Annotated in this window: 17 protein-coding genes; 4 read left to right on the top strand and 13 right to left on the bottom strand. The window is 68.2% G+C overall.

What is annotated here, in order from left to right:
- Window positions 1–19: 19 nt before the first annotated feature.
- Window positions 20–1,909, top strand: coding sequence for a phosphogluconate dehydratase (gene edd, locus ACZ7KI_RS37550; RefSeq protein WP_470277761.1), 1,890 nt, complete (start codon window positions 20–22; stop codon window positions 1,907–1,909).
- The gene (eda, locus tag ACZ7KI_RS37545) at window positions 1,906–2,526 is read left to right on the top strand and encodes a bifunctional 4-hydroxy-2-oxoglutarate aldolase/2-dehydro-3-deoxy-phosphogluconate aldolase (protein WP_470277760.1); all 621 of its coding nucleotides are present in this window, start codon (window positions 1,906–1,908) and stop codon (window positions 2,524–2,526) included. The genes edd and eda overlap by 4 nt, the downstream gene beginning before the upstream one ends.
- A gap of 45 nt (window positions 2,527–2,571) precedes the next feature.
- Here the strand turns inward: eda and ACZ7KI_RS37540 are convergent, their stop codons facing one another.
- From ACZ7KI_RS37540 to ACZ7KI_RS37500, 9 genes are all read right to left on the bottom strand, one after another.
- Window positions 2,572–3,009: a GNAT family N-acetyltransferase gene (locus ACZ7KI_RS37540; protein WP_470277759.1), complete on the bottom strand. Its 438-nt coding sequence runs from the start codon at window positions 3,007–3,009 to the stop codon at window positions 2,572–2,574.
- A gap of 83 nt (window positions 3,010–3,092) precedes the next feature.
- Window positions 3,093–3,539: an iron chaperone gene (locus ACZ7KI_RS37535; RefSeq protein ID WP_470277758.1), complete on the bottom strand. Its 447-nt coding sequence runs from the start codon at window positions 3,537–3,539 to the stop codon at window positions 3,093–3,095.
- Between the two features lie 50 nt (window positions 3,540–3,589).
- Window positions 3,590–4,216, bottom strand: a complete 627-nt coding sequence (locus ACZ7KI_RS37530) for a glyoxalase (protein ID WP_470277757.1) — start codon at window positions 4,214–4,216, stop codon at window positions 3,590–3,592.
- A gap of 154 nt (window positions 4,217–4,370) precedes the next feature.
- Window positions 4,371–4,898, bottom strand: coding sequence for a regulatory protein RecX (locus tag ACZ7KI_RS37525; protein ID WP_470222894.1), 528 nt, complete (start codon window positions 4,896–4,898; stop codon window positions 4,371–4,373).
- A 26-nt stretch (window positions 4,899–4,924) separates the two neighbouring features.
- Complete coding sequence (gene recA / locus ACZ7KI_RS37520) at window positions 4,925–5,965, bottom strand: recombinase RecA (protein WP_101606377.1); 1,041 nt, start codon at window positions 5,963–5,965, stop codon at window positions 4,925–4,927.
- A gap of 206 nt (window positions 5,966–6,171) precedes the next feature.
- A complete protein-coding gene (locus ACZ7KI_RS37515; RefSeq protein ID WP_470277756.1) occupies window positions 6,172–6,366 on the bottom strand; it encodes a DUF3046 domain-containing protein in 195 nt (64 codons plus the stop codon).
- A 1,764-nt stretch (window positions 6,367–8,130) separates the two neighbouring features.
- The gene (locus ACZ7KI_RS37510) at window positions 8,131–9,420 is read right to left on the bottom strand and encodes a sensor histidine kinase (RefSeq protein ID WP_470277755.1); all 1,290 of its coding nucleotides are present in this window, start codon (window positions 9,418–9,420) and stop codon (window positions 8,131–8,133) included.
- A 55-nt stretch (window positions 9,421–9,475) separates the two neighbouring features.
- A complete protein-coding gene (locus ACZ7KI_RS37505) occupies window positions 9,476–10,285 on the bottom strand; it encodes a uroporphyrinogen-III synthase (RefSeq protein WP_470277754.1) in 810 nt (269 codons plus the stop codon).
- Window positions 10,278–11,246: a helix-turn-helix transcriptional regulator gene (locus tag ACZ7KI_RS37500; RefSeq protein WP_470277753.1), complete on the bottom strand. Its 969-nt coding sequence runs from the start codon at window positions 11,244–11,246 to the stop codon at window positions 10,278–10,280. The genes ACZ7KI_RS37505 and ACZ7KI_RS37500 overlap by 8 nt, the downstream gene beginning before the upstream one ends.
- Before the next feature lie 62 nt (window positions 11,247–11,308).
- On the opposite strand from ACZ7KI_RS37500, the gene ACZ7KI_RS37495 reads away from it, so the two are divergent.
- Together ACZ7KI_RS37495 and ACZ7KI_RS37490 are read left to right on the top strand one after the other, a co-directional pair.
- Window positions 11,309–11,704, top strand: a complete 396-nt coding sequence (locus ACZ7KI_RS37495; protein ID WP_470277752.1) for a DUF3224 domain-containing protein — start codon at window positions 11,309–11,311, stop codon at window positions 11,702–11,704.
- A gap of 9 nt (window positions 11,705–11,713) precedes the next feature.
- The gene (locus ACZ7KI_RS37490; RefSeq protein ID WP_470277751.1) at window positions 11,714–12,832 is read left to right on the top strand and encodes a DNA glycosylase AlkZ-like family protein; all 1,119 of its coding nucleotides are present in this window, start codon (window positions 11,714–11,716) and stop codon (window positions 12,830–12,832) included.
- Window positions 12,833–12,909: 77 nt separating this feature from the next.
- Here ACZ7KI_RS37490 and ACZ7KI_RS37485 read toward each other — a convergent pair whose 3' ends face one another.
- Genes ACZ7KI_RS37485 through ACZ7KI_RS37470 form a run of 4 tightly spaced genes read right to left on the bottom strand, consistent with a single transcriptional unit; the run spans window position 12,910 to window position 18,228 of the window.
- Window positions 12,910–14,013 (bottom strand): uroporphyrinogen-III synthase, encoded by a 1,104-nt coding sequence (locus tag ACZ7KI_RS37485; protein ID WP_470277750.1) that lies wholly within the window; start codon window positions 14,011–14,013, stop codon window positions 12,910–12,912.
- Complete coding sequence (gene nirD, locus ACZ7KI_RS37480; RefSeq protein WP_470277749.1) at window positions 14,010–14,357, bottom strand: nitrite reductase small subunit NirD; 348 nt, start codon at window positions 14,355–14,357, stop codon at window positions 14,010–14,012. The genes ACZ7KI_RS37485 and nirD overlap by 4 nt, the downstream gene beginning before the upstream one ends.
- Complete coding sequence (gene nirB, locus ACZ7KI_RS37475; protein WP_470277748.1) at window positions 14,354–16,858, bottom strand: nitrite reductase large subunit NirB; 2,505 nt, start codon at window positions 16,856–16,858, stop codon at window positions 14,354–14,356. The genes nirD and nirB overlap by 4 nt, the downstream gene beginning before the upstream one ends.
- Window positions 16,858–18,228 (bottom strand): nitrate/nitrite transporter, encoded by a 1,371-nt coding sequence (locus ACZ7KI_RS37470; RefSeq protein ID WP_470277747.1) that lies wholly within the window; start codon window positions 18,226–18,228, stop codon window positions 16,858–16,860. Before ACZ7KI_RS37470 ends, nirB begins: the two co-directional genes overlap by 1 nt.
- Between the last annotated feature and the right edge of the window lie 39 nt (window positions 18,229–18,267).

Raw genomic sequence — 18,267 nt, 5'->3', positions numbered from 1 at the left:
AGTGATCCGGAGCCGGACAATGCGCACCGCCCCGAACGTCCACCCCATCATCGCCGAAGTCACCGAACGCGTCGCCGCCCGCAGCGCCGAAACCCGCGCCGCGCACCTCGAGCGGGTCGCCACCGCCTACGAAGAAGGTCCGGTGCGGCGCGGACTCGACTGCAGCAATCTCGCACACGGCTTCGCCGCGATGGAGGGTGTCGACAAAGCGGCACTGCGTGCCGTGCGGGCGCCGGGCGTCGCGATCGTCTCCTCCTACAACGACATGCTTTCGGCGCACCAGCCGATGCAGGAGTACCCCGCCATGCTGAAGGCGTCGGTCCGCGAGGCGGGCGGGGTTGCCCAGTTCGCCGGCGGCGTCCCCGCGATGTGCGACGGCGTCACCCAGGGCCGTCCGGGCATGGAGCTGTCGCTGTTCAGCCGCGAGGTGATCGCGATGTCGACCGCGATCGCGTTGTCCCACGACATGTTCGACGCGGCGCTGCTGCTCGGCGTCTGCGACAAGATCGTGCCGGGCCTGCTGATCGGCGCGCTGTCCTTCGGCCACCTCCCGGCGATCCTGGTGCCTGCCGGGCCGATGAACTCGGGCCTGCCGAACAAGGAGAAGGCGCGCGTTCGCCAGCTGTACGCCGAGGGCAAGGCGACCCGCGAGGACCTGCTGGACGCCGAAGCGGCTTCGTACCACTCGGCGGGAACCTGCACCTTCTACGGCACGGCCAACTCGAACCAGATGGTCGTCGAGGTGATGGGCCTGCACCTGCCGGGTGCCAGCTTCGTGCAGCCGAACTCGTCGCTGCGCCGCGCGCTCACCGAGGAGGCCGGGCGCCGCGTCGTGCGCATCTCCCGCGGCGAGGAGTACACCCCGGTCTCGCGGGTGATCGACGAGAAGGCCGTCGTCAACGGCGTCATCGCGCTGCTCGCCACGGGCGGTTCGACCAACCACACGATGCACCTCGTCGCGATCGCCGCGGCCGCGGGCATCCAGCTCACCTGGGACGACTTCTCCGACCTGTCGGCGGTGATCCCGCTGCTGGCGCGGGTGTACCCGAACGGCAGCGCGGACATCAACCACTTCCACGCCGCCGGTGGTATCCAGTTCCTGGTCGGCACGCTGCTCGACGCGGGTCTGCTGCACGAGGACGTCCTCACGGTCGCCGGGCCGGGCCTGAGCCGTTATCGGCAGGAGCCGATCCTGTCCGAGGACGGACTGGTCTGGCGTGACGTGCCGACGCGCAGCCTCGACGAGGACGTCCTGCGCCCGGCGTCACGGCCGTTCGCCGCCGACGGCGGGCTGCGGATGGTGGCGGGCAACCTCGGCCGCGCGGTGATCAAGGTGTCCGCGGTGGCGCCCGAACACCGCGTCGTCCAAGCCCCGGCGCGGGTGTTCACCGACCAGAAGTCGTTCAAGGACGCTTTCGAGGCCGGCGAGCTGAACCAGGACGTCGTCGTGGTCATCCGGCAGCAGGGCCCGCAGGCCAACGGGATGCCCGAGCTGCACGGGCTCACCCCGGCGCTGGGGGTGCTGATGGACCGCGGGCACCAGGTGGCGCTGCTCACCGACGGCCGCATGTCCGGCGCGTCCGGCAAGATCCCCGCCGCGATCCAGGTGACCCCGGAAGCCGCCGTGGGCGGCCCGATCGCGCGGATCGCCGACGGCGACGTCGTCCGGCTAGACGCGCAGGCCGGGACCCTGGACGTCTTCGTGGGTGACGAAGAACTCGCCCGTCGTGAGCTGGTGGACTCCCCGCCTTCGGAGGCATCCTGGACCGGCACCGGCCGGGAGCTGTTCGCGGCGCTGCGCCGCGCGGTCGGCCCCGCCGATCAGGGCGCGAGCGTGTTCGGACCGCTCACGCCGGAACACTTCGGCGCTCCGGCGCACACGTTGAACCCTGTGGAGGTAAGTCAGTGACCACCGGCGCCGACCTGCTCGGCCTGTCCCCTGTGATGCCCGTCGTCGTCCTCGACGACGCCGCCGACGCGGTGCCCACCGCGCGGGCCCTGCTCGCGGGCGGTATCGGGGTGATCGAGCTGACCCTGCGCACCCCGGCGGCCCTCGCCTCCATCGAGCGGATCGCCGCGGAGGTCCCGGAGATCGTCATCGGCGCCGGGACGGTCACCGCGCCGGAGCACGCCAAGCGGGCCGCCGACGCCGGCGCGAAGTTCCTGGTGACCCCGGGCTGCACCGACTCGGTCCTGGACGCCGCGTTCGACACCGGGCTGCCGTTCCTGCCGGGCGCGAGCACGGTTTCGGAGGCGATGCGGCTGGCCGAACGCGGGCTGACGGCGTTGAAGTTCTTCCCCGCCGAGGCCAGCGGCGGCGTGGCGTACCTGAAGTCGATCGGCGGGCCGTTGCCGGGGCTGCGGTTCTGCCCGACCGGCGGGATCACCGTGAAGACCGCGCCGGACTATCTCGCACTGTCCAATGTGGGCTGTATCGGTGGTTCGTGGCTGACCCCGAAGGATGCTTTGGCCGCCAAGGACTTCGGGAAGATCGAAGCTTTCGCCGCGGAGGCGTCGAAGCTCTGATCCGTGCTGTGAAGGCCGCCCTCGCGAGGGCGGCCTTCACCGTTTTCAGAGTGGTAACTGGTACTGGATGAAGCCCCGGTTGACCGCGACCTGGTCGTACAGGCGGCGCGCGGTGGCGTTGGTTTCCTTGGTGTGCCAGTAGACCCGGTCGCAATCGCGGTGACGCGCCCAGTCCGCGACAGCCTCGATCAGTGCCCGCGCCACACCCTTGCCCCGGGCTCGCGGCGCGGTGAAGAGGTCCTGGAGATAGCAGACGTCGGTGAGCGCGGAAGTGCTGGGGTGCACCAGAAAGTGCGTGATTCCGACGAGTTCGCCGTCCAGGCGGGCGACGAGCGCGTGCATCCGTTCCCCTGCACGGAATTCCTGCCAAGCGCGGTCGTAGACCTCTTGGGGCGAAACACGTTCGTAGAAGGCGACGTAGGCGCGGAACAGGTTCTCCCAGGCTTCGCGGTCTTCAGGCTCCGGCGGGGCGATGGTGATCATGGTGTCCTCCCAGTGATCATCCGAGCCTAGGGAGTCACCTCACCACTGGGAGTGGCCAATCATGCGGTAAAACTCAGTGCCACTTATGCCGCACAGGCCTGCTTCACGAGCGCGGTGACGCGCTTTTCCACGGCGGCCGTCATCTTGGTCAGCGCGAAGGCGGTCGCCCACATCTCACCCTCGTCCAGGTTGGCCGCGTCGTTGAAGCCAAGGGTCGCGTAGCGCGTCTTGAACTTGGCGGCGGGCTGGAAGAAGCAGACGAGCTTGCCGTCGAGGGCATAGGCGGGCTGGCCGTACCAGAGCTTCGGCGCGAGCATCGGGGCGTTGGCCTTGACGATGGCGTGGACGCGTTCGGCCAGCGCGCGGTCGTCGTCGGCCATCTCGGCGATCTTCTCGACCACATCCTGCTCGGCGGCCGCGGCCTTGTCTGCGGCCGAACTGCGGCGGGCCGCCTTCTTCATGTCCTGGGCGTGTTCCTTCATCGCGGCCTTCTCTTCGGCCGAGAATCCTTCGTAAGTGGTGGTGCTCATGGCGTTTTCTCCTCGGTAGGCGGCGAGCGGGGGCATCCGGTAGTGGCACATCAGGACTGGGCGGCGAGGGTGGAGGTCTCCCAGCGGAAGCCGTCCGGGTCGGTGAACGGCGCGGCGGGGCCGCTGACCGCGATCCGGTGCGATCCGGTGCCCTCCGGGGCGACGCCGGCGTCCTTGGCCAGGGCCTTGCGCCGGTACAGCGCCAGCTTGACCGGGCTCGACCCGGATTCGAACTCCACGTACACGCGGCCGAAGCTCTTGCCCACGGTGAGACCGTGCTCGACGTAGAACTTCTTGCTCGCGGAGATGTCGGCGACACCCAGCAGCAACACGATGTCGTCGAACTCGCGGGTGGCCGGGCCGGTGTTCTTCTTCGCCGAGGTGGCGATCTTCCAGATCGCGCCGTCCGGGGCCTGGACGACACCGCCGTAGCCCCACATCGACTTCGCGGCGGGCTTGATCGCGGTCGCGCCGGCGGTGAGGGCGGCTTCGATCAGGGCGTCGACGTTGGCGGGCTGCGACACCGTGAGGGAAAGGGTGTAGCCACGGAAGCCGCTTGTGGGCTCCTGCGAGGCCCGCAGACGCAACTGGGAGCCGAGGCCGAAGGCGGTGGTGTAGAAGTGTTCGGCGGCCGCGGTGTCGGCCACTTCGAGGGTGATGGCGTCGATGAAGTTCATGCCGGTAACGCTATTTCGCGGCGGGCACGCGGTGCTTCTTGATTCCTGATCGGTCGTATCGGCGCTGGTCAGCGCCTTGCGCAGACAGCAGAACACCGGCCGGCGGGCACGAAGGCCCGCTCGACCGGTGAGAGCAGCTCAGGTGTGGGGCGACTCAGTCGAGGGTGGGGTCGTCCAAGAGGGCGGCCTCGGCACCGAACTCGCGGAGTTCGTCGCGGATCACGGTGTAGGCCAGCCCCTGGGGATAGCCCTTGCGGGCGAGGACGCCCAGCAGGCGACGGATCGCCGTCTGTTCGTCGACGTTGCCCAAGGAGCGCATACGCTTGCGTACCAGCTCTCGGGCGCGCTGCTCCTCTGCCTCTCGGTCCACCTCTTCGGCGGCCTGGACGGCGATATCCCCATCTATTCCTTTGCGTTTGAGTTCGGCCACGAGCGCGTTCCGTGCCAGGCCCATGTTGGCATGGCGGGAACGAACCCACATTTCAGCGAACTCGGCGTCGTTGACAAGCCCTGCCTGGTCCAGCTTACCGAGCAGGGTCTCCGTCGTCTCCTCGTCGAAGCCTTTGCGCTTGAGAGCCTGACGCAATTCCTCCGTGGAGCGCGGGCGCGCGGCCAGGAGATCGAAGCAGATCTCCTTGGCCTTCTTCCTCCGCTCGTCCGGCGGCAACTCCGCCGGATCCACCTTGGGCGCTCGCAAACCCGTTCCTCCTAGAAGTCGACCGGCGCCGGGGCGGCCTCGGCGTCGACGACGGCGCCGATGCCGAGCTTCTCCTTGATGCGCTTCTCGACCTCGTTGGCGATGTCCGGGTTCTCGAGCAGGAACTTGCGCGCGTTCTCCTTGCCCTGCCCCAGCTGGTCGCCCTCGTAGGTGTACCAGGCACCGGACTTGCGCAGGATGCCCTGGTCGACACCCATGTCGATCAGCGAGCCCTCGCGGGAGATGCCCTTGCCGTACAGGATGTCGAACTCGGCCTGTTTGAAGGGCGGCGCGACCTTGTTCTTCACGACCTTGACGCGGGTGCGGTTACCGACGGGCTCGCCGCCGTCCTTCAGCGTCTCGATCCGGCGGACGTCCAGCCGGACCGACGCGTAGAACTTCAGCGCCTTACCACCGGTCGTGGTCTCCGGGGAGCCGAACATGACGCCGATCTTCTCGCGCAGCTGGTTGATGAAGATCGCGGTGGTGCCGGAGTTGCTCATCGCACCGGTCATCTTCCGCAGCGCCTGGCTCATCAGCCGCGCCTGCAAACCGACGTGGCTGTCACCCATCTCGCCCTCGATCTCGGCTCGCGGCACGAGCGCGGCGACCGAGTCGATGACCAGGATGTCGAGCGCGCCGGAGCGGATCAGCATGTCCGCGATCTCGAGCGCCTGCTCACCGGTGTCCGGCTGGGAGACCAGCAGCGCGTCCGTGTCGACGCCGAGCTTCTGGGCGTAATCCGGGTCCAGCGCGTGCTCCGCGTCGATGAACGCGGCGATGCCGCCGTTCCGCTGCGCGTTGGCGACCGCGTGCAGCGCGACGGTGGTCTTACCGGAGGACTCCGGACCGTAGATCTCGATGACGCGGCCGCGGGGCAGGCCGCCGATCCCGAGCGCGACGTCGAGCGCGATGGCACCGGTCGGGATGACCTCGATCGGCACGCGGCCCTCTTCGCCGAGGCGCATGACCGACCCCTTGCCGTACTGCTTGTCGATCTGGGCGAGGGCCAGTTCGAGGGCCTTGTCCTTGTCGGGTGCTGCTGGTGCCATGGAGTCCACCTCGTTGGTTGAGCCGGTAGGGCTTGTTTCAGTTCTGAGCTGTCGGGCTCGACGCTACGGGCGACCACCGACAATTCCAGGCCTCGCGCCCAAGCTGTGGATCGCTGACCCCGTTGTGGACAACACCATAGACGAACGTGTGTTCGAGCCGGTGACCGACACGCCGTCGCGCTAGGGTGCTCGCCTTCATCCCGAGGTCAGCGCCGCTCCGGCGGGATCTCGAAGGCGTCGCAGACCGCCTTCCAGACGTCCTTGGCCGAGATTCCCGAGTCAAGGGCCTGTTCGACGGTCCGGCCCCCGAGTTCGCCGAAGACGTGATCCCTCGAGAGGGTTTCCGCACGTCCGGGACCGAATTCGTCGGCCATCAGCCGCCGGAAGACCGTGATACGCATCGGGCGGAGTCTAGCCCCGAGCCCGGCCCGAAACGCGTGAAGGCCCCCCTTCACGCAGTCCGTCAAGGCCTCCTTGAGGGACTTGTATTTGTTTACCCACTGGTGTGGAGCTTGTGCGGGTGGCCGGTGTAGTCGGGTGGGGAGGATTCCGGCCGTTGGACGGCCGGAACCTTCCCCGCTCGGTCGCCGGTCCGCAGATCGTGAGGGACACGAGCTTGATCAACGGAAGATCGGGGACGTTGAGTGTCCCGGATCTTCCGTTGATCAAGGTGTGAGACCGGGGCGACGACCACCACCCTCGTGCAAGTCAGGCGCAGGTACACAAATGCGGGTCACCCTTGAAGGACTCCCTACCTTGAGCGTAGGGTCCCGGCAAAGTCGGGGTAGGGCTCTCCCGACGGCCTCCAGGTCGCCGAAAATCGACGATGAAGGAACCACGACACTCAACGTCCCAATTCCTTCATCGTCGCCACCTCACCACGCCCCTGACAGGATCGCCCACGCTCGACTGTCCACCAGAGACGCTTCTCGCGACCCGCACGGAACCGGCATAGCGGAATAGGGCAAACGTGTCGCGGGGTAAGGGGGTGTGTGGAAATAGGGACGTTGAGTGTCCCTATTTCCACACACCCCTCACTCCGCGTAGCGACGCCTACTGACCGTGTGGATTTCAGGACGTCAGATGTCCCAAAATCCACACGGTCGCCGCGCTGACCTGCGAAAAGAGAGCAAGGGACCTTTGCTACCACTTACGTAGGCATGCTCGCGCCGACGATGAGCGCCGCGCCGTGGAGCTCCATCATGATCAACAGTCCGGTGTCCGGACCAGGCGAGAGCAAAGGTCCCTTGCTATCGCTGCTGCCGCTCCGTCCCTCGGCGGTCCGTGAAGGCCCCCTTCCCTCGACTGAGCCGCAATGCCAGGAGCTTAAGGCCGGCGGGGCGGTCGCGTGTCGGACATGTTCGCCCAGGTCGGGTAGCCCGGCTCCAGTACGTACCGTCCGTTCGGGCAGCGACTGTTCGCCCACGAAGGTCGATGGTGTCGATGGTCCGTGAAGGCCTCCTTGAGGGACTCAGAGTCCCTCAAGGAGGCCTTCACGGACTTGATAACACGGGCAAAGGGTGATCAATCGGACGAATCGGCTCTCGATGAATCCTTTATGGACAGTTGGAGAGCCTCAGGAACCGTCGCTTAAGTTCCTGGCATTGACCCTGAAGGTAGTGAAGGAGGCCTTCACGGACTCTGATTCCCTCAAAGAGGCCTTCACGGACCACCGAGGTCACCCCAGGTGTCACAGAAGTCTCACGCGCCACAGCAGAGGCCCTGAAGGTCCCTTCCCTACGTCCGACCAGTCCCTGAGCGGTGATTCGGCGGGCCATCGAGGGTGTCTGTGAAGGAATTGGGACACTCAACGATGCTGTTGGTTTATTCGTGTTGAGCGCAGGATCCCCTGGTCGTCGCGCGCTCTGAGGGAAGACCTGCGTGATCGGATGGCGATCTCGTGTGCTTGAAGGGACGACACGCGTGATCAGACGGAGGGCACCTGTGTCCAGACAGACGACACGCGGCGGAACCCGGCTGCACGCGTGCCGTCCGTCCAGACACGCGTGTCCTCCGTCTGATCACGCGTGTCCTCCGTCTGATCACGCGAAACCGCCCGAACCCGAATAAACCAACAGCATCACTCAACGTCCCAATTCCTTCATAGACACAAGGGATGACACCGCTCGGATGTCACTCAAAGGGCGCGCATCCAAGTCCACGACTCAGTGCGGCACCCAGAGCGTCACCCGGGTCCCCCGACCCGGATGCGAGTCGATCGTCCCCCGCCCGCCGACCTCCGCGAGCCGCGCCATGATCGACTGGCTGATCCCGAAGCCTGGCGGCCGGTCCAGCATGCTGAAGCCGGTCCCCTGATCCCGCGCGATGACCGCGATACCGCCTTCGCGCTCTTCGACGCGAAGCACGACCTGCTTGGTCCCGGCGTGCTTCACAGTGTTTCGGAGTGCTTCGCGAACGGCGTCGCGGATGGCGGTCCGGCGTGCGTGCGTGAGGCGGTAGTCCTCCTCGGTCTCGGCGGCGACGAGCTGGGTGCGGAGGCCGTCGCGTGCCATTTCGGTGGCGACCTCGGCGAGGTCCGCCGCGAGGCCGCGGGCCGACGGCGCTTCCGGGCCGGTGAGTTCGCGCCGCAGTTCGGCGGCCTGCGCCCGCGCCGTCGCGCGCATCTCCGCGAGTCGTTCCGCGGCCGCGGAATCGTCGTCGGGCGCCTCCATGCCCATCGCTTCCAACGTCTGCAGCACGGAGTCGTGCATGACCCGCCGGGTCCGCAGCCGCTCGGTGCGCTGACCGCGACGCATCCCGATCCCCAGCGCGAACCGCGTCCCGACGCCGAGCAGGATCAGGATCCCCGCCGTGGTCACCATCGCCACGACGAGCGCGACCATGCAGCCAACCGAACGGCTCACCGCGAGCGGGTCGTCGAGCGGGAGCCCGCCGATCCAGGTCAGGAACACCCGGAACGGAAGAGCCGCGATCAACAGCAGGAAAGCGGCGGGCAGCCCGAACGACAACGTCCACAACGCCACTGTGCCGACCAGCCACGTCCACGCGACGTCGACGGCGAACGGCTGGATCTCGGCAGGCGCGGTGGCGGCCACGAACGTCGCGAGCACCACGCCCACCGCGAGATCGGCGTACATCAGCCGCCCGGACGTCTTCGCCCGGATGCCGCGGCCCCGCACCACCCACCAGACGGCGAAGACGTTCAGCAGCACCGCCAGGATCGTCGTGCTCAGCACCGGGACGATTGCGGCCGAGCCGTTCGCGACCAGGAAACCGAGGTACACCTTGGGAAAGGCGGCCACGCGGTAGAAGATCGGGCCGAGCGAGGAATAGCGGATCGCGCGCATCAGCAGCGAATCCGCGGAATCCTCGCGATAGCGCCAATCGGGCACGGAATCGGGGTCGGGTGCTTCGTCGGGCGGGCTGGCGCCCAGCACCGAAGATCCCTTTCGCAACATGGCGCGCACGAAGGTGACCGATTGCGACTCGGACATCCGCCGCCTTTCCGTGCGTCCGGTATGTCGAGCCTGGCAAAGCGGGTCATCCCCGTCAAGACGGCCGAATGCGCAGCTCCGCGACGAGAAGTTTCACCAACGCGCCGAGACGTTGCCGCTCCGGCTGGACGGTCGGTACCCCGGCGGCTTCCAGCGGCGCGGCGGTCACCGGTCCGACACACGCGCACAACACCGGACCTCGCAGCGCGGCAAGAAGTTCCTCGCGACGCGATCCGGCCAGCGCGAGGAGATTCGTCGCCGCGGGCGCGGAGGTGAACGCCAGCGCGTGCACCCGCCCGGCGACCACACTTTCGACGAGAGCGTGCACAGGTTCGACGTTCTCCGGCGAAAGCCAGCGGTACGGCTGCGCCTGGACGACGTCCGCGCCGGACTCCCGCAGCAGCCCGGTGAGTTCGGGCAGCAGGGTGCCGTGCAACTGAACGGCGACCCGCGCACCGCGGACCCCGGCGTCGCGCAATCCCTCGAACAGTTCGGCGTTGCTCTCTTCCGGCGCGGAGAATTCCTCACGAAGACCTTCACCGCGTACCGCACCGGCCGCTTTCGGCCCGCGCACGAAGATCCGCGACGCCCCCAGCCGTTCCAGCAGCGGTTCACGCAGGCCCCAGCCTTCGGCGGCCGAGAGCCAGCCGCGGAATCCGGCACCGGTGGTGACCGCGGTGAACCCGACCGGCGCGGCCAGCACGGCGTCTGTCGCCGCGCGCAGTTCGGTGTCGTCCGGCAGCGGCACGATGCGGATGGTGGGCGCGTGCAGCACGGTCGCGCCGTGCCGTTCCAGTGCCGCGACGAAGTCGTCGGCCCGCCGTTCCGCGGTGATCCCGATCGTGATGCCGTCCAGGTCAGCCATAACGCGCGCCCATCTTCCTGATCTCCTCCGCCAGCCGCTCGCGCAGCTCCGGCGGTTCGAGCACATCGAGGTTCCCGCCGAAGCGCAACAGTTCACCGACGGCCGGTTCTCCCGGTTCCACGGGAAGTTCCATCGTCAGCCAACCGTTTTCATCCGGCTCGGCATCTGCTTCCCTCAGCGCCCGCACGCCGACCGCGCCCAGATAGAACGGCAACAGTATGCGGGCGAACTCGTTCAGCCGGACCACCGCCACCCGCGAGTACATCCGCTTTTCGAACTGTTCCGACCACTCGTGCCAGTAGCGCGCGAGGTCGAAGTCGGACGGCCGTTCGAAGGTCTCGCCGAGATCTTCGAGCTCCTCGATGCGGGAAACCCGGTAGGTCCGGTCGTTCCCCTCGCACCGTGCCGCGAGGTACCAGTTCCCCGCCTTGAGGATCAGGCCCAGCGGATCGAGGACACGCTCGACCTTCCGCTGCCCCCATCGTTCGTACCGGACCTTGATCCGGCGCGTATGCCACACCGCGTCGGCCAGTTCGGACAGTCGCGGCAGGCTCTCGATGCCGCGGTGCCAGCCCGGGACGTCCAGGAAGAACCGTTCGGAGACCTTGCTCGCCCCGGCGCGCAGTTCCGACGGCATGGCCGCGTGCAGTTTGAGCTGCGCGGCGGCGAGGACGGTGCCCAGCCCGAGTTCGGCGGCCGCGCCGGGCAGACCGGCGAGCGAAAGCGATTGCGCCTCCTCCTCGGTGAGCCCGGTCAGCCGGGTGCGATAGCCGTCGACCAGCTGATATCCGCCCGTGCGCCCGCGATCGGCGTACACCGGCACGCCGGCCGCGGACAGCGCCTCGACGTCGCGGTAGACAGTCCGGACCGACACCTCCAGCTCGGCGGCCAGCTCCTCGGCCGTCATCCGGCCGCGGTTCTGCAGCAGGAGGAGGACCGACAGGAGTCTGCTCGCACGCATGAATCCAGTATCGCCGAAAAACCTGACATGTTCTGACAGGTTTGGCTGTCAGGGTGAGTCCCATGAACACGTTCGCCATGAAGAACTGGGAAGAGAACATCGTCAGCGGCACCGACGGCGGGCCGCGCGTCGCCTACGCGCACGCCACGCTCGCCTACAGCGGGCTGATCGAAGGCGAGTCGATCGTCGACTACCTGCTGTACTACGCGGGTGAGGGCTACGACGGCGGCGGCACGACCGCGCCGGGCTTCGAACGCGTCGAAGGCAGCGTGGACGGACGTAAGGGCAGCTTCGTGATCAAGCACGACACCGGCTTCGACGCGAAGGGCATCTCGTCCACGTTCTCGGTGGTCGAAGGCTCCGGAACGGGTGAACTCGCCGGGATCAGCGGCACCGGTACCACCACGGGCGTCCTCGGTGAGCCGACGATGTCCTACACGTTCGATTACGCGCTTTAAGGAGGACAGGTGCTCGAGGTCGACCGGCAGCAGGTGCTCGCGTACCGGATCGCGGCGCACGGACTGCACCGTGAGGAGACGGACGCGGCCGCGGCGACCGTATTCGACCTCGGTCTGCAGGACTCGATGCGGGACACCGCGCTGCTCGGTCTCGCCGCCCGGATCGACGGCGACATCACCCCGGCGGTCTGGGAAGACGGACGGTTCGTGCTCGCCTGGACGCACCGCGGCGCGCCGCATTTCCATCGCCGCGCCGAACTGGACGCCATCAGGGCAGCGCTCGTGCCGCTCGACGAGAAGGACGCGATGGCCAGGATCCTGTGGCAGCGCAAGCAGGTCGAGGACGCGGGCAGGTCCGCGACGGACGCTCTGTTCACCGCCGCGAAGGCGATCCGGGAGGTCGTCACCGGCCGACAGCCCAAGGGCACGGTGAGCGGCGCGGTCACGAAACTGATCCCCGACGGCCTGTCGTACGCCTGCCGCGGCTGCGGGGTCGTGCACATCTACGAGCAGTTGATGCGGGTCGCGTCGATCCACGCCGGGGTCCGGCTGGAACCGGGCGCCAGCCCGGCGACGTTGGCGCCGCTGGAAAAGCGCGGCCGCCTGAAGACCGCTCCCGATGCCAAGGCGGCGACGCGGGTGGTCGAGGGCTACCTGCGGATCAACGGCCCCGCCGCTCCCGGCGACGCCGCCGCCTACGTCGGGACGACGCGAACCGGTGTAGACGCGATGTGGCCGGACAAGCTGGTCGAGGTCCGTGTCGACGGCAAGAAGGCGTTCCTGCCGGAAGACCGCCTGCCTTTGCTGGAGAACCCGCCGGAGCCGGACGTGGTCCGCCTGCTGCCGCCGCTGGACCCGTTCGTCCAGGCGCGGGATCGCGCCGTGCTGGTGCCGGACAAGGCCCGGCAGAAGGAAGTCTGGAAGATCCTCGGCAATCCGGGCGCGTTGCTGGCCGACGGCGAGATCGCCGGGGTCTGGCGGGCCAAGGCGAGCGGGAAGAAGCGGCTCGACTTCACGGTGACCCCGTTCGACGCGCTCCGCCCGGCCGTGCGGAAGGCGGCCGAGGAGGAGGCGGGCCGGGTCGCCGCGGCCCGGGAATTCCCCGATCTCCGCGTCACCTTCTCCTGACCCACCACCCGCGTTTCGTCCTCTGAATGCGGTAGTTGCACACGCAAGTACCGCATTCAGAGGACGAAACGCGAAGGTCACGGGTCGACGGCCAGGCGATATCCCCGTTTCACCACCGTCTGGACCAGCTTCGGTGACCCCAGTGAGTTCCGCAGTCGTCCGATGGCGGTCTCGACGGCGTGTTCCTCGCCACCGTCGGGCAACGCGGAGACCAGTTCCCGCCGGGAGAACACCCGGCCCGGCGCCTCCGCCAGTGCCCGCAGCAGCGCCATCGGCGCGGGCGCGATGTCACACCACTGACCGTCCACCAGTGCCGCCTGCCCGCGCAGTTCGATGCTCCGCCCGCCCGCGGTCAGCCGTGGCGAGCGGGCTTCGAGCGCGTCGGACACCGTCCGCGCCAACGCCCCGATCCGCGCCCGAGTCGGCTGGACCGTCGGGATCCCGAGCGCGGCCAACGGCCCCGCGGTGATCGGCCCGACACACGCCACCACGACCCGCTTTTCCAGCGCCTGAACGATTCCCGAAAGCCGACCGGTCCGCTTCGCCAGCCCCAGCATGGACGCGGCGGCCGGCGCGCTGGTGAACGGCAACGCGTCCACCGAGCCGTCGAGCACCGCGTCCAGCAGCCGGTCGAGCGGGCCGGGGTCGGTCGGCCCGACCCAGCGGTACACCGGCACCTCGATCACCTCGGCACCCGCGTCCCGCAGACTGTCCACAAAGTACGGAAGCGGCTCACCGTGCAACTGCACCGCGACCCGCTGACCGTCCACCCCGGACTCGAGCAGATGCTGCAGGACCTCGGCATTGCTCTCCGAACCCGGCGAGTAGTCCTCCGAGAGCCCGGCCGCACGGATCGCTCCCTTCGCCTTCGGACCGCGAGCGAGCAGCGCGGACTTCCCGAGCCGATCCAGCAGCTCCTCCCCCAGTCCCCAGCCTTCGGCGGCCTCGATCCAGCCACGGAAGCCGATCCCGGTCGTCGCGACGACGGCGTCGACCCGGTCTTCCAGCAGCCGCATGGTCGCCGACCGCAGTTCCGTGTCGTCGGAAAGCGGCACGATCCGGATCGCCGGGCCGTACCGCACGGTCGCACCTTTACGCACGAACAGCGCGCCGAGCTCGTCAGCTCGTCGCGCCGCCGTGATACCGATGACGAATCCCGCCAGGGGAAGGACTTCTGTCACGGTGAAGCTTCCACCTCCACGACACCGCCGGTGACCCGGACCCGGTACGCCTCGACCGAGACACCCTCGGCGTCGAGACATTCGCCGGTCCGCAGGTCGAAACGTTCCTTGTACACCGGCGAAGCCACCACGGGGACACCGCCGGCGTCGCCGACGATCCCCCGCGAGAGCACCGCGGCACCGCTGATCGGGTCCAAATTGGACAGTGCGTACCACCGGTCGCCCGGCAACCGGAAGATCGCCACCTGCACGCCGTCGTCGAGCAGGGCGGCGACGCCGGACCATTCGGCTACCGCGCCCGCCGCGCAGATGGCGGTCCAGGTGCGCTCGATCGAGGTCGTCACTGCTTCACCTCCGGGATGCCCAGCAGGACGGGCACCTTCTGTTCGCGTTCGGTGCGGAAGGCGATCGTCGGGTCCGGCGTGCCCGGCGCGTTGACGAACGAGCTGAACTTCGCCAGCTTCTCCGGGTCCTCCAGTACCCCACGCCATTCGTCGGCGTAGTCGCCGACGTGCTTGGCCATGGCGGCGTCGAGGTCCTCGCAGATGCCGAGCTTGTCGTCGACGATCACCGCGCGCAGGTGGTCGAGGCCGCCTTCCATCTCCTCGACCCACGGCGCGGTGCGCTGCAGCCGGTCGGCCGTGCGGACGTAGAACATCAGGAACCGGTCGATCGTGCGGATCAGCGTCTCCGTGTCCACTTCGGACACCAGCAGATCCGCGTGCCGCGGGGTCGCACCGCCGTTCCCGCCGACGTAGAGGTTCCAGCCCTTGTCGGTGGCGATGATGCCGAAGTCCTTGCTCCGCGCCTCGGCGCATTCCCGAGCACAGCCCGAAACCGCGGACTTGAGCTTGTGCGGCGAGCGCAGACCGCGGTACCGCAGTTCCAGTTCGATCGCGAGCCCGACGCTGTCCTGGACGCCGTAGCGGCACCAGGTCGAACCGACACAGGACTTGACCGTGCGCAACGACTTCCCGTACGCGTGCCCCGACTCGAACCCGGCGTCGACGAGCCGCCGCCAGATCAGCGGAAGCTGGTCGACGGTGGCGCCGAACAGGTCGATCCGCTGTCCGCCGGTGATCTTGGTGTACAGCCCGAAGTCCATCGCCACCTGCGCGATGACCATGAGTTTCTCCGGCGTGACCTCACCACCGGGGATCCGCGGGACCACCGAGTAGGTGCCGTTGCGCTGCAGGTTCGCCAGGAACTTGTCGTTGGTGTCCTGCAGGGTCGCCTGCTCACCGGCGAGGATGTGCCCGTTGCCCAGCGTGGCCAGGATCGAGGCGATCGCCGGTTTGCAGATGGCGCATCCGGTTCCCTTGCCGTACCGGTCGATCATCTCGCTGAACGTGCTGATCCGCGTGGCCTGCAGGATCTGGAACAGCTCCGCACGCGACTGCGAGAAGTGCTCACACAGCGCCTTGGACTGCTCGACGCCGCAAGCCGTCAGCAGCTTGCCCAGCAGCGGGACACACGACCCGCACGCCGTCCCGGCCCGCGTGCAGCCCTTGATCTTGGCGACCGAATCGCAACCCTCTTCGGTGATCGCGTGCGTGATCGCGCCCTTGGAAACCGCGTTGCAGGAACAGATCTGCGCGGCGTCCGGCAGCGCGTCGACCCCGACCGCCGAACCACCGCCCGCCGGGGCGAGGATCGCACCAGGTTCGGCGGGCAACGGCCGCCCGACCATCGCGCGCAGCGTGTTGAACTCGCTCGCGTCGCCGACCAGCACCCCGCCGAGTAACGTCTTCGAGTCGTCTGAGATCACGAGCTTCTTGTAGGTTCCGGCGACCGCGTCGTTGAACGCGACCTCCAGCGCACCCTCGGTGGCCGCGTGCGCGTCACCGAAGCTGGCGACGTCGACACCCATGAGCTTGAGCTTCGTCGACATGTCCGGCTCGGGGAACGTGCCCTCGCCGCCGGTCAGCTGCGCGGCGACGATCTCCGCCATCGCGTAGCCGGGCGCCACGATGCCGTACACCTTTCCCGCCACGGCGGCGCATTCGCCGATCGCGTACACCGACGGGTCGGACGTCCGGCAGGACTCGTCGACCAGGATCCCGCCGCGGGCGCCGACCTCCAGGCCGGACGAGCGGGCGAGGTCGTCGCGCGGCCGGATCCCGGCGGAGAACACGACCAGGTCGACGTCGAGTTCGGTGCCGTTGCCGAGCTTGGCGATGTACCGCGCGCCGTCCGGTTCGATGGCGTCGGTCGACGTTCCCGTGTGGACGGTCACGTCGAGGTCGGTGATCAGCCGCCGGAGCAGGCCACCGCCGCCCTCGTCGACCTGCAGCGGCATCAGCCGCGGCGCCATCTCGACCACGTGCGGCGAGAGACCCATGTCCCGCAACGCCTTCGCGGCTTCGAGCCCGAGCAGGCCGCCACCGATGACGACCGCCGAACGACGGCCGCGGCCGGGCCGCTGAGCGGCTTCCCTGATGGCGTCGAGGTCTTCGATCGTCCGGTAGACGAAGCAACCCGGGAGATCGTGACCGGGCACCGGCGGGACGAACGGCCGTGAGCCGGTCGCGAGGACGAGCGCGTCGTACGGCTGCTCGTACCCGGACTCGGTGACGACGACCTTGCGGTCCCGGTCCACCGACGTCACCGCGTCACCGAGCCGCAGTTCCACCTGCGGGTCGTCGGCGTAGTCGGCGCCTTCGAGGGCGAGCGAAGCCGGATCCCAAGTGTCCACATAGGACGTCAGGGCGACGCGGTCGTACGCGGGCCTCGCCTCCTCGGCGAGGACCACCACCTGCCATTCGCCGGTCTTGTCCTCCGCGCGCACGGCTTCGACGAGCCGGTGCGCGACCATGCCATGTCCCGCGACGACGAGTTTCCGCATCAGACCTCCGCCCCGGCGAGCGCCAGACCTCGGGTGCTCGCCACCTCCGCCTGCTGTTTCCGCAGGTACACCGCCCACGTGACGGCAAAGCACAGTCCGTAGAAGGCGAGGAAGGCGATGAACGCCGGCACCCCGCTCTTGGTGTCCGCGAACGACTGCCGGAACGCCAGGTTGATGAACAACCCGCCCAGCGCGCCGATCGCACCGGCCAACCCGATCAACGCGCCGGAAAGCTTGCGCGCCTTCAGCAGTTCGAGGGTCTCGTCGGCGCCTTCGCTGATCGCGACCTTCGCCTTGGCGCGGAAGATCGCCGGGATCATCTTGTACGTCGAGCCGTTGCCGATCCCGGTCAGCACGAACAACACGATGAACGCGACGGTGAACAGCGCCAGCGAGTTCGACGTCGACGCCAGGATCAGCACCACGGTCGCCGCGGCCATCCCGACGAACGTCACGAAGGTGATCTTGCCGCCGCCGATCCGGTCGGCCAGCCAGCCGCCCGTCGGCCGCGAGAAGGACCCGAGCAGCGGCCCGAGGAACGTCACCGCCGCCGCCTGCAGCGGAGTACGGCCGAACTGGTTCTGCAGCACCAGGCCGAAGGCGAAGCTGTAGCCGATGAACGAACCGAACGTGCCGACGTAGAGGAACGACATCACCCAGGTGTGCGGGTCCTTGACGACCTCGCGCATCGCCTTGGTGTCGCCCTTCATCGAGGCGAGGTTGTCCATGAAGAAGTACGCGCAGACCGCGGCGACCACGATCAGCGGGATGTAGATCGCCAGCACCAGCCGGGGCGCGGTCGCGCCGACGGTGCCGATGATCAGCAGGCCGATCAGCTGGATCGCCGCCACCCCGAGGTTGCCGCCGCCCGCGTTGAGCCCGAGCGCCCAGCCCTTGTGCTTCTCGGGGTAGAAGGCGTTGATGTTGGTCATCGACGACGCGAAGTTCCCGCCGCCGACCCCGCCGAGCGCGGCGATCAGCAGGAACGTGCCGAGCGAGGTGCCCGGCTCCATCGCGATCGCGGCCAGGATGGTGGGTGCCAGCAACAGCAGCGCGCTGACGATCGTCCAGTTCCGGCCACCGAACTTCGCCACCGCGAAGGTGTAGAGCGGCCGCATGAGCGCGCCGATCAGCGTCGGGGTCGAAACGAGCAGGAACTTGTCGGCGGCCGAGAACCCGTACTGCGGGCCCATGAACAGGACCATGACCGACCACAGTGTCCAGACGGAGAAGCCGATGTGCTCGGCCAGAACGGAGAACCACAGGTTCCGCCGCGCGATCTTCTTCCCGGTCTCTTCCCAGAACTGCTCGTTCTCGGGATCCCAGTGCTCGATCCAGCGCTTGCCGCGGTGAACGCTCCCGGCGGTCATGGGGGCCTCCTTCTTGGTGGACGTCGTTCGGGTTTCCTT

It is taken from the genome of Amycolatopsis sp. NPDC039088 (assembly GCF_055598845.1).
Note: the sequence above shows the minus strand (reverse complement) of the source record. Positions and strands in the feature narration are given on the sequence as shown.

Bases quoted from the DNA above. Each gene is read 5' to 3' on its own strand.
- edd (WP_470277761.1), top strand. From the start codon at position 20: ATGCGCACCGCCCCGAACGTCCACCCCATCATCGCCGAAGTCACCGAA.
- ACZ7KI_RS37540 (WP_470277759.1), bottom strand. From the start codon at position 3,009: ATGATCACCATCGCCCCGCCGGAGCCTGAAGACCGCGAAGCCTGGGAG.
- ACZ7KI_RS37535 (WP_470277758.1), bottom strand. From the start codon at position 3,539: ATGAGCACCACCACTTACGAAGGATTCTCGGCCGAAGAGAAGGCCGCG.
- ACZ7KI_RS37530 (WP_470277757.1), bottom strand. From the start codon at position 4,216: ATGAACTTCATCGACGCCATCACCCTCGAAGTGGCCGACACCGCGGCC.
- recA (WP_101606377.1), bottom strand. From the start codon at position 5,965: ATGGCACCAGCAGCACCCGACAAGGACAAGGCCCTCGAACTGGCCCTC.
- ACZ7KI_RS37515 (WP_470277756.1), bottom strand. From the start codon at position 6,366: ATGCGTATCACGGTCTTCCGGCGGCTGATGGCCGACGAATTCGGTCCC.
- ACZ7KI_RS37510 (WP_470277755.1), bottom strand. From the start codon at position 9,420: ATGTCCGAGTCGCAATCGGTCACCTTCGTGCGCGCCATGTTGCGAAAG.
- ACZ7KI_RS37505 (WP_470277754.1), bottom strand. From the start codon at position 10,285: ATGGCTGACCTGGACGGCATCACGATCGGGATCACCGCGGAACGGCGG.
- ACZ7KI_RS37500 (WP_470277753.1), bottom strand. From the start codon at position 11,246: ATGCGTGCGAGCAGACTCCTGTCGGTCCTCCTCCTGCTGCAGAACCGC.
- ACZ7KI_RS37495 (WP_470277752.1), top strand. From the start codon at position 11,309: ATGAACACGTTCGCCATGAAGAACTGGGAAGAGAACATCGTCAGCGGC.
- nirB (WP_470277748.1), bottom strand. From the start codon at position 16,858: ATGCGGAAACTCGTCGTCGCGGGACATGGCATGGTCGCGCACCGGCTC.
- ACZ7KI_RS37470 (WP_470277747.1), bottom strand. From the start codon at position 18,228: ATGACCGCCGGGAGCGTTCACCGCGGCAAGCGCTGGATCGAGCACTGG.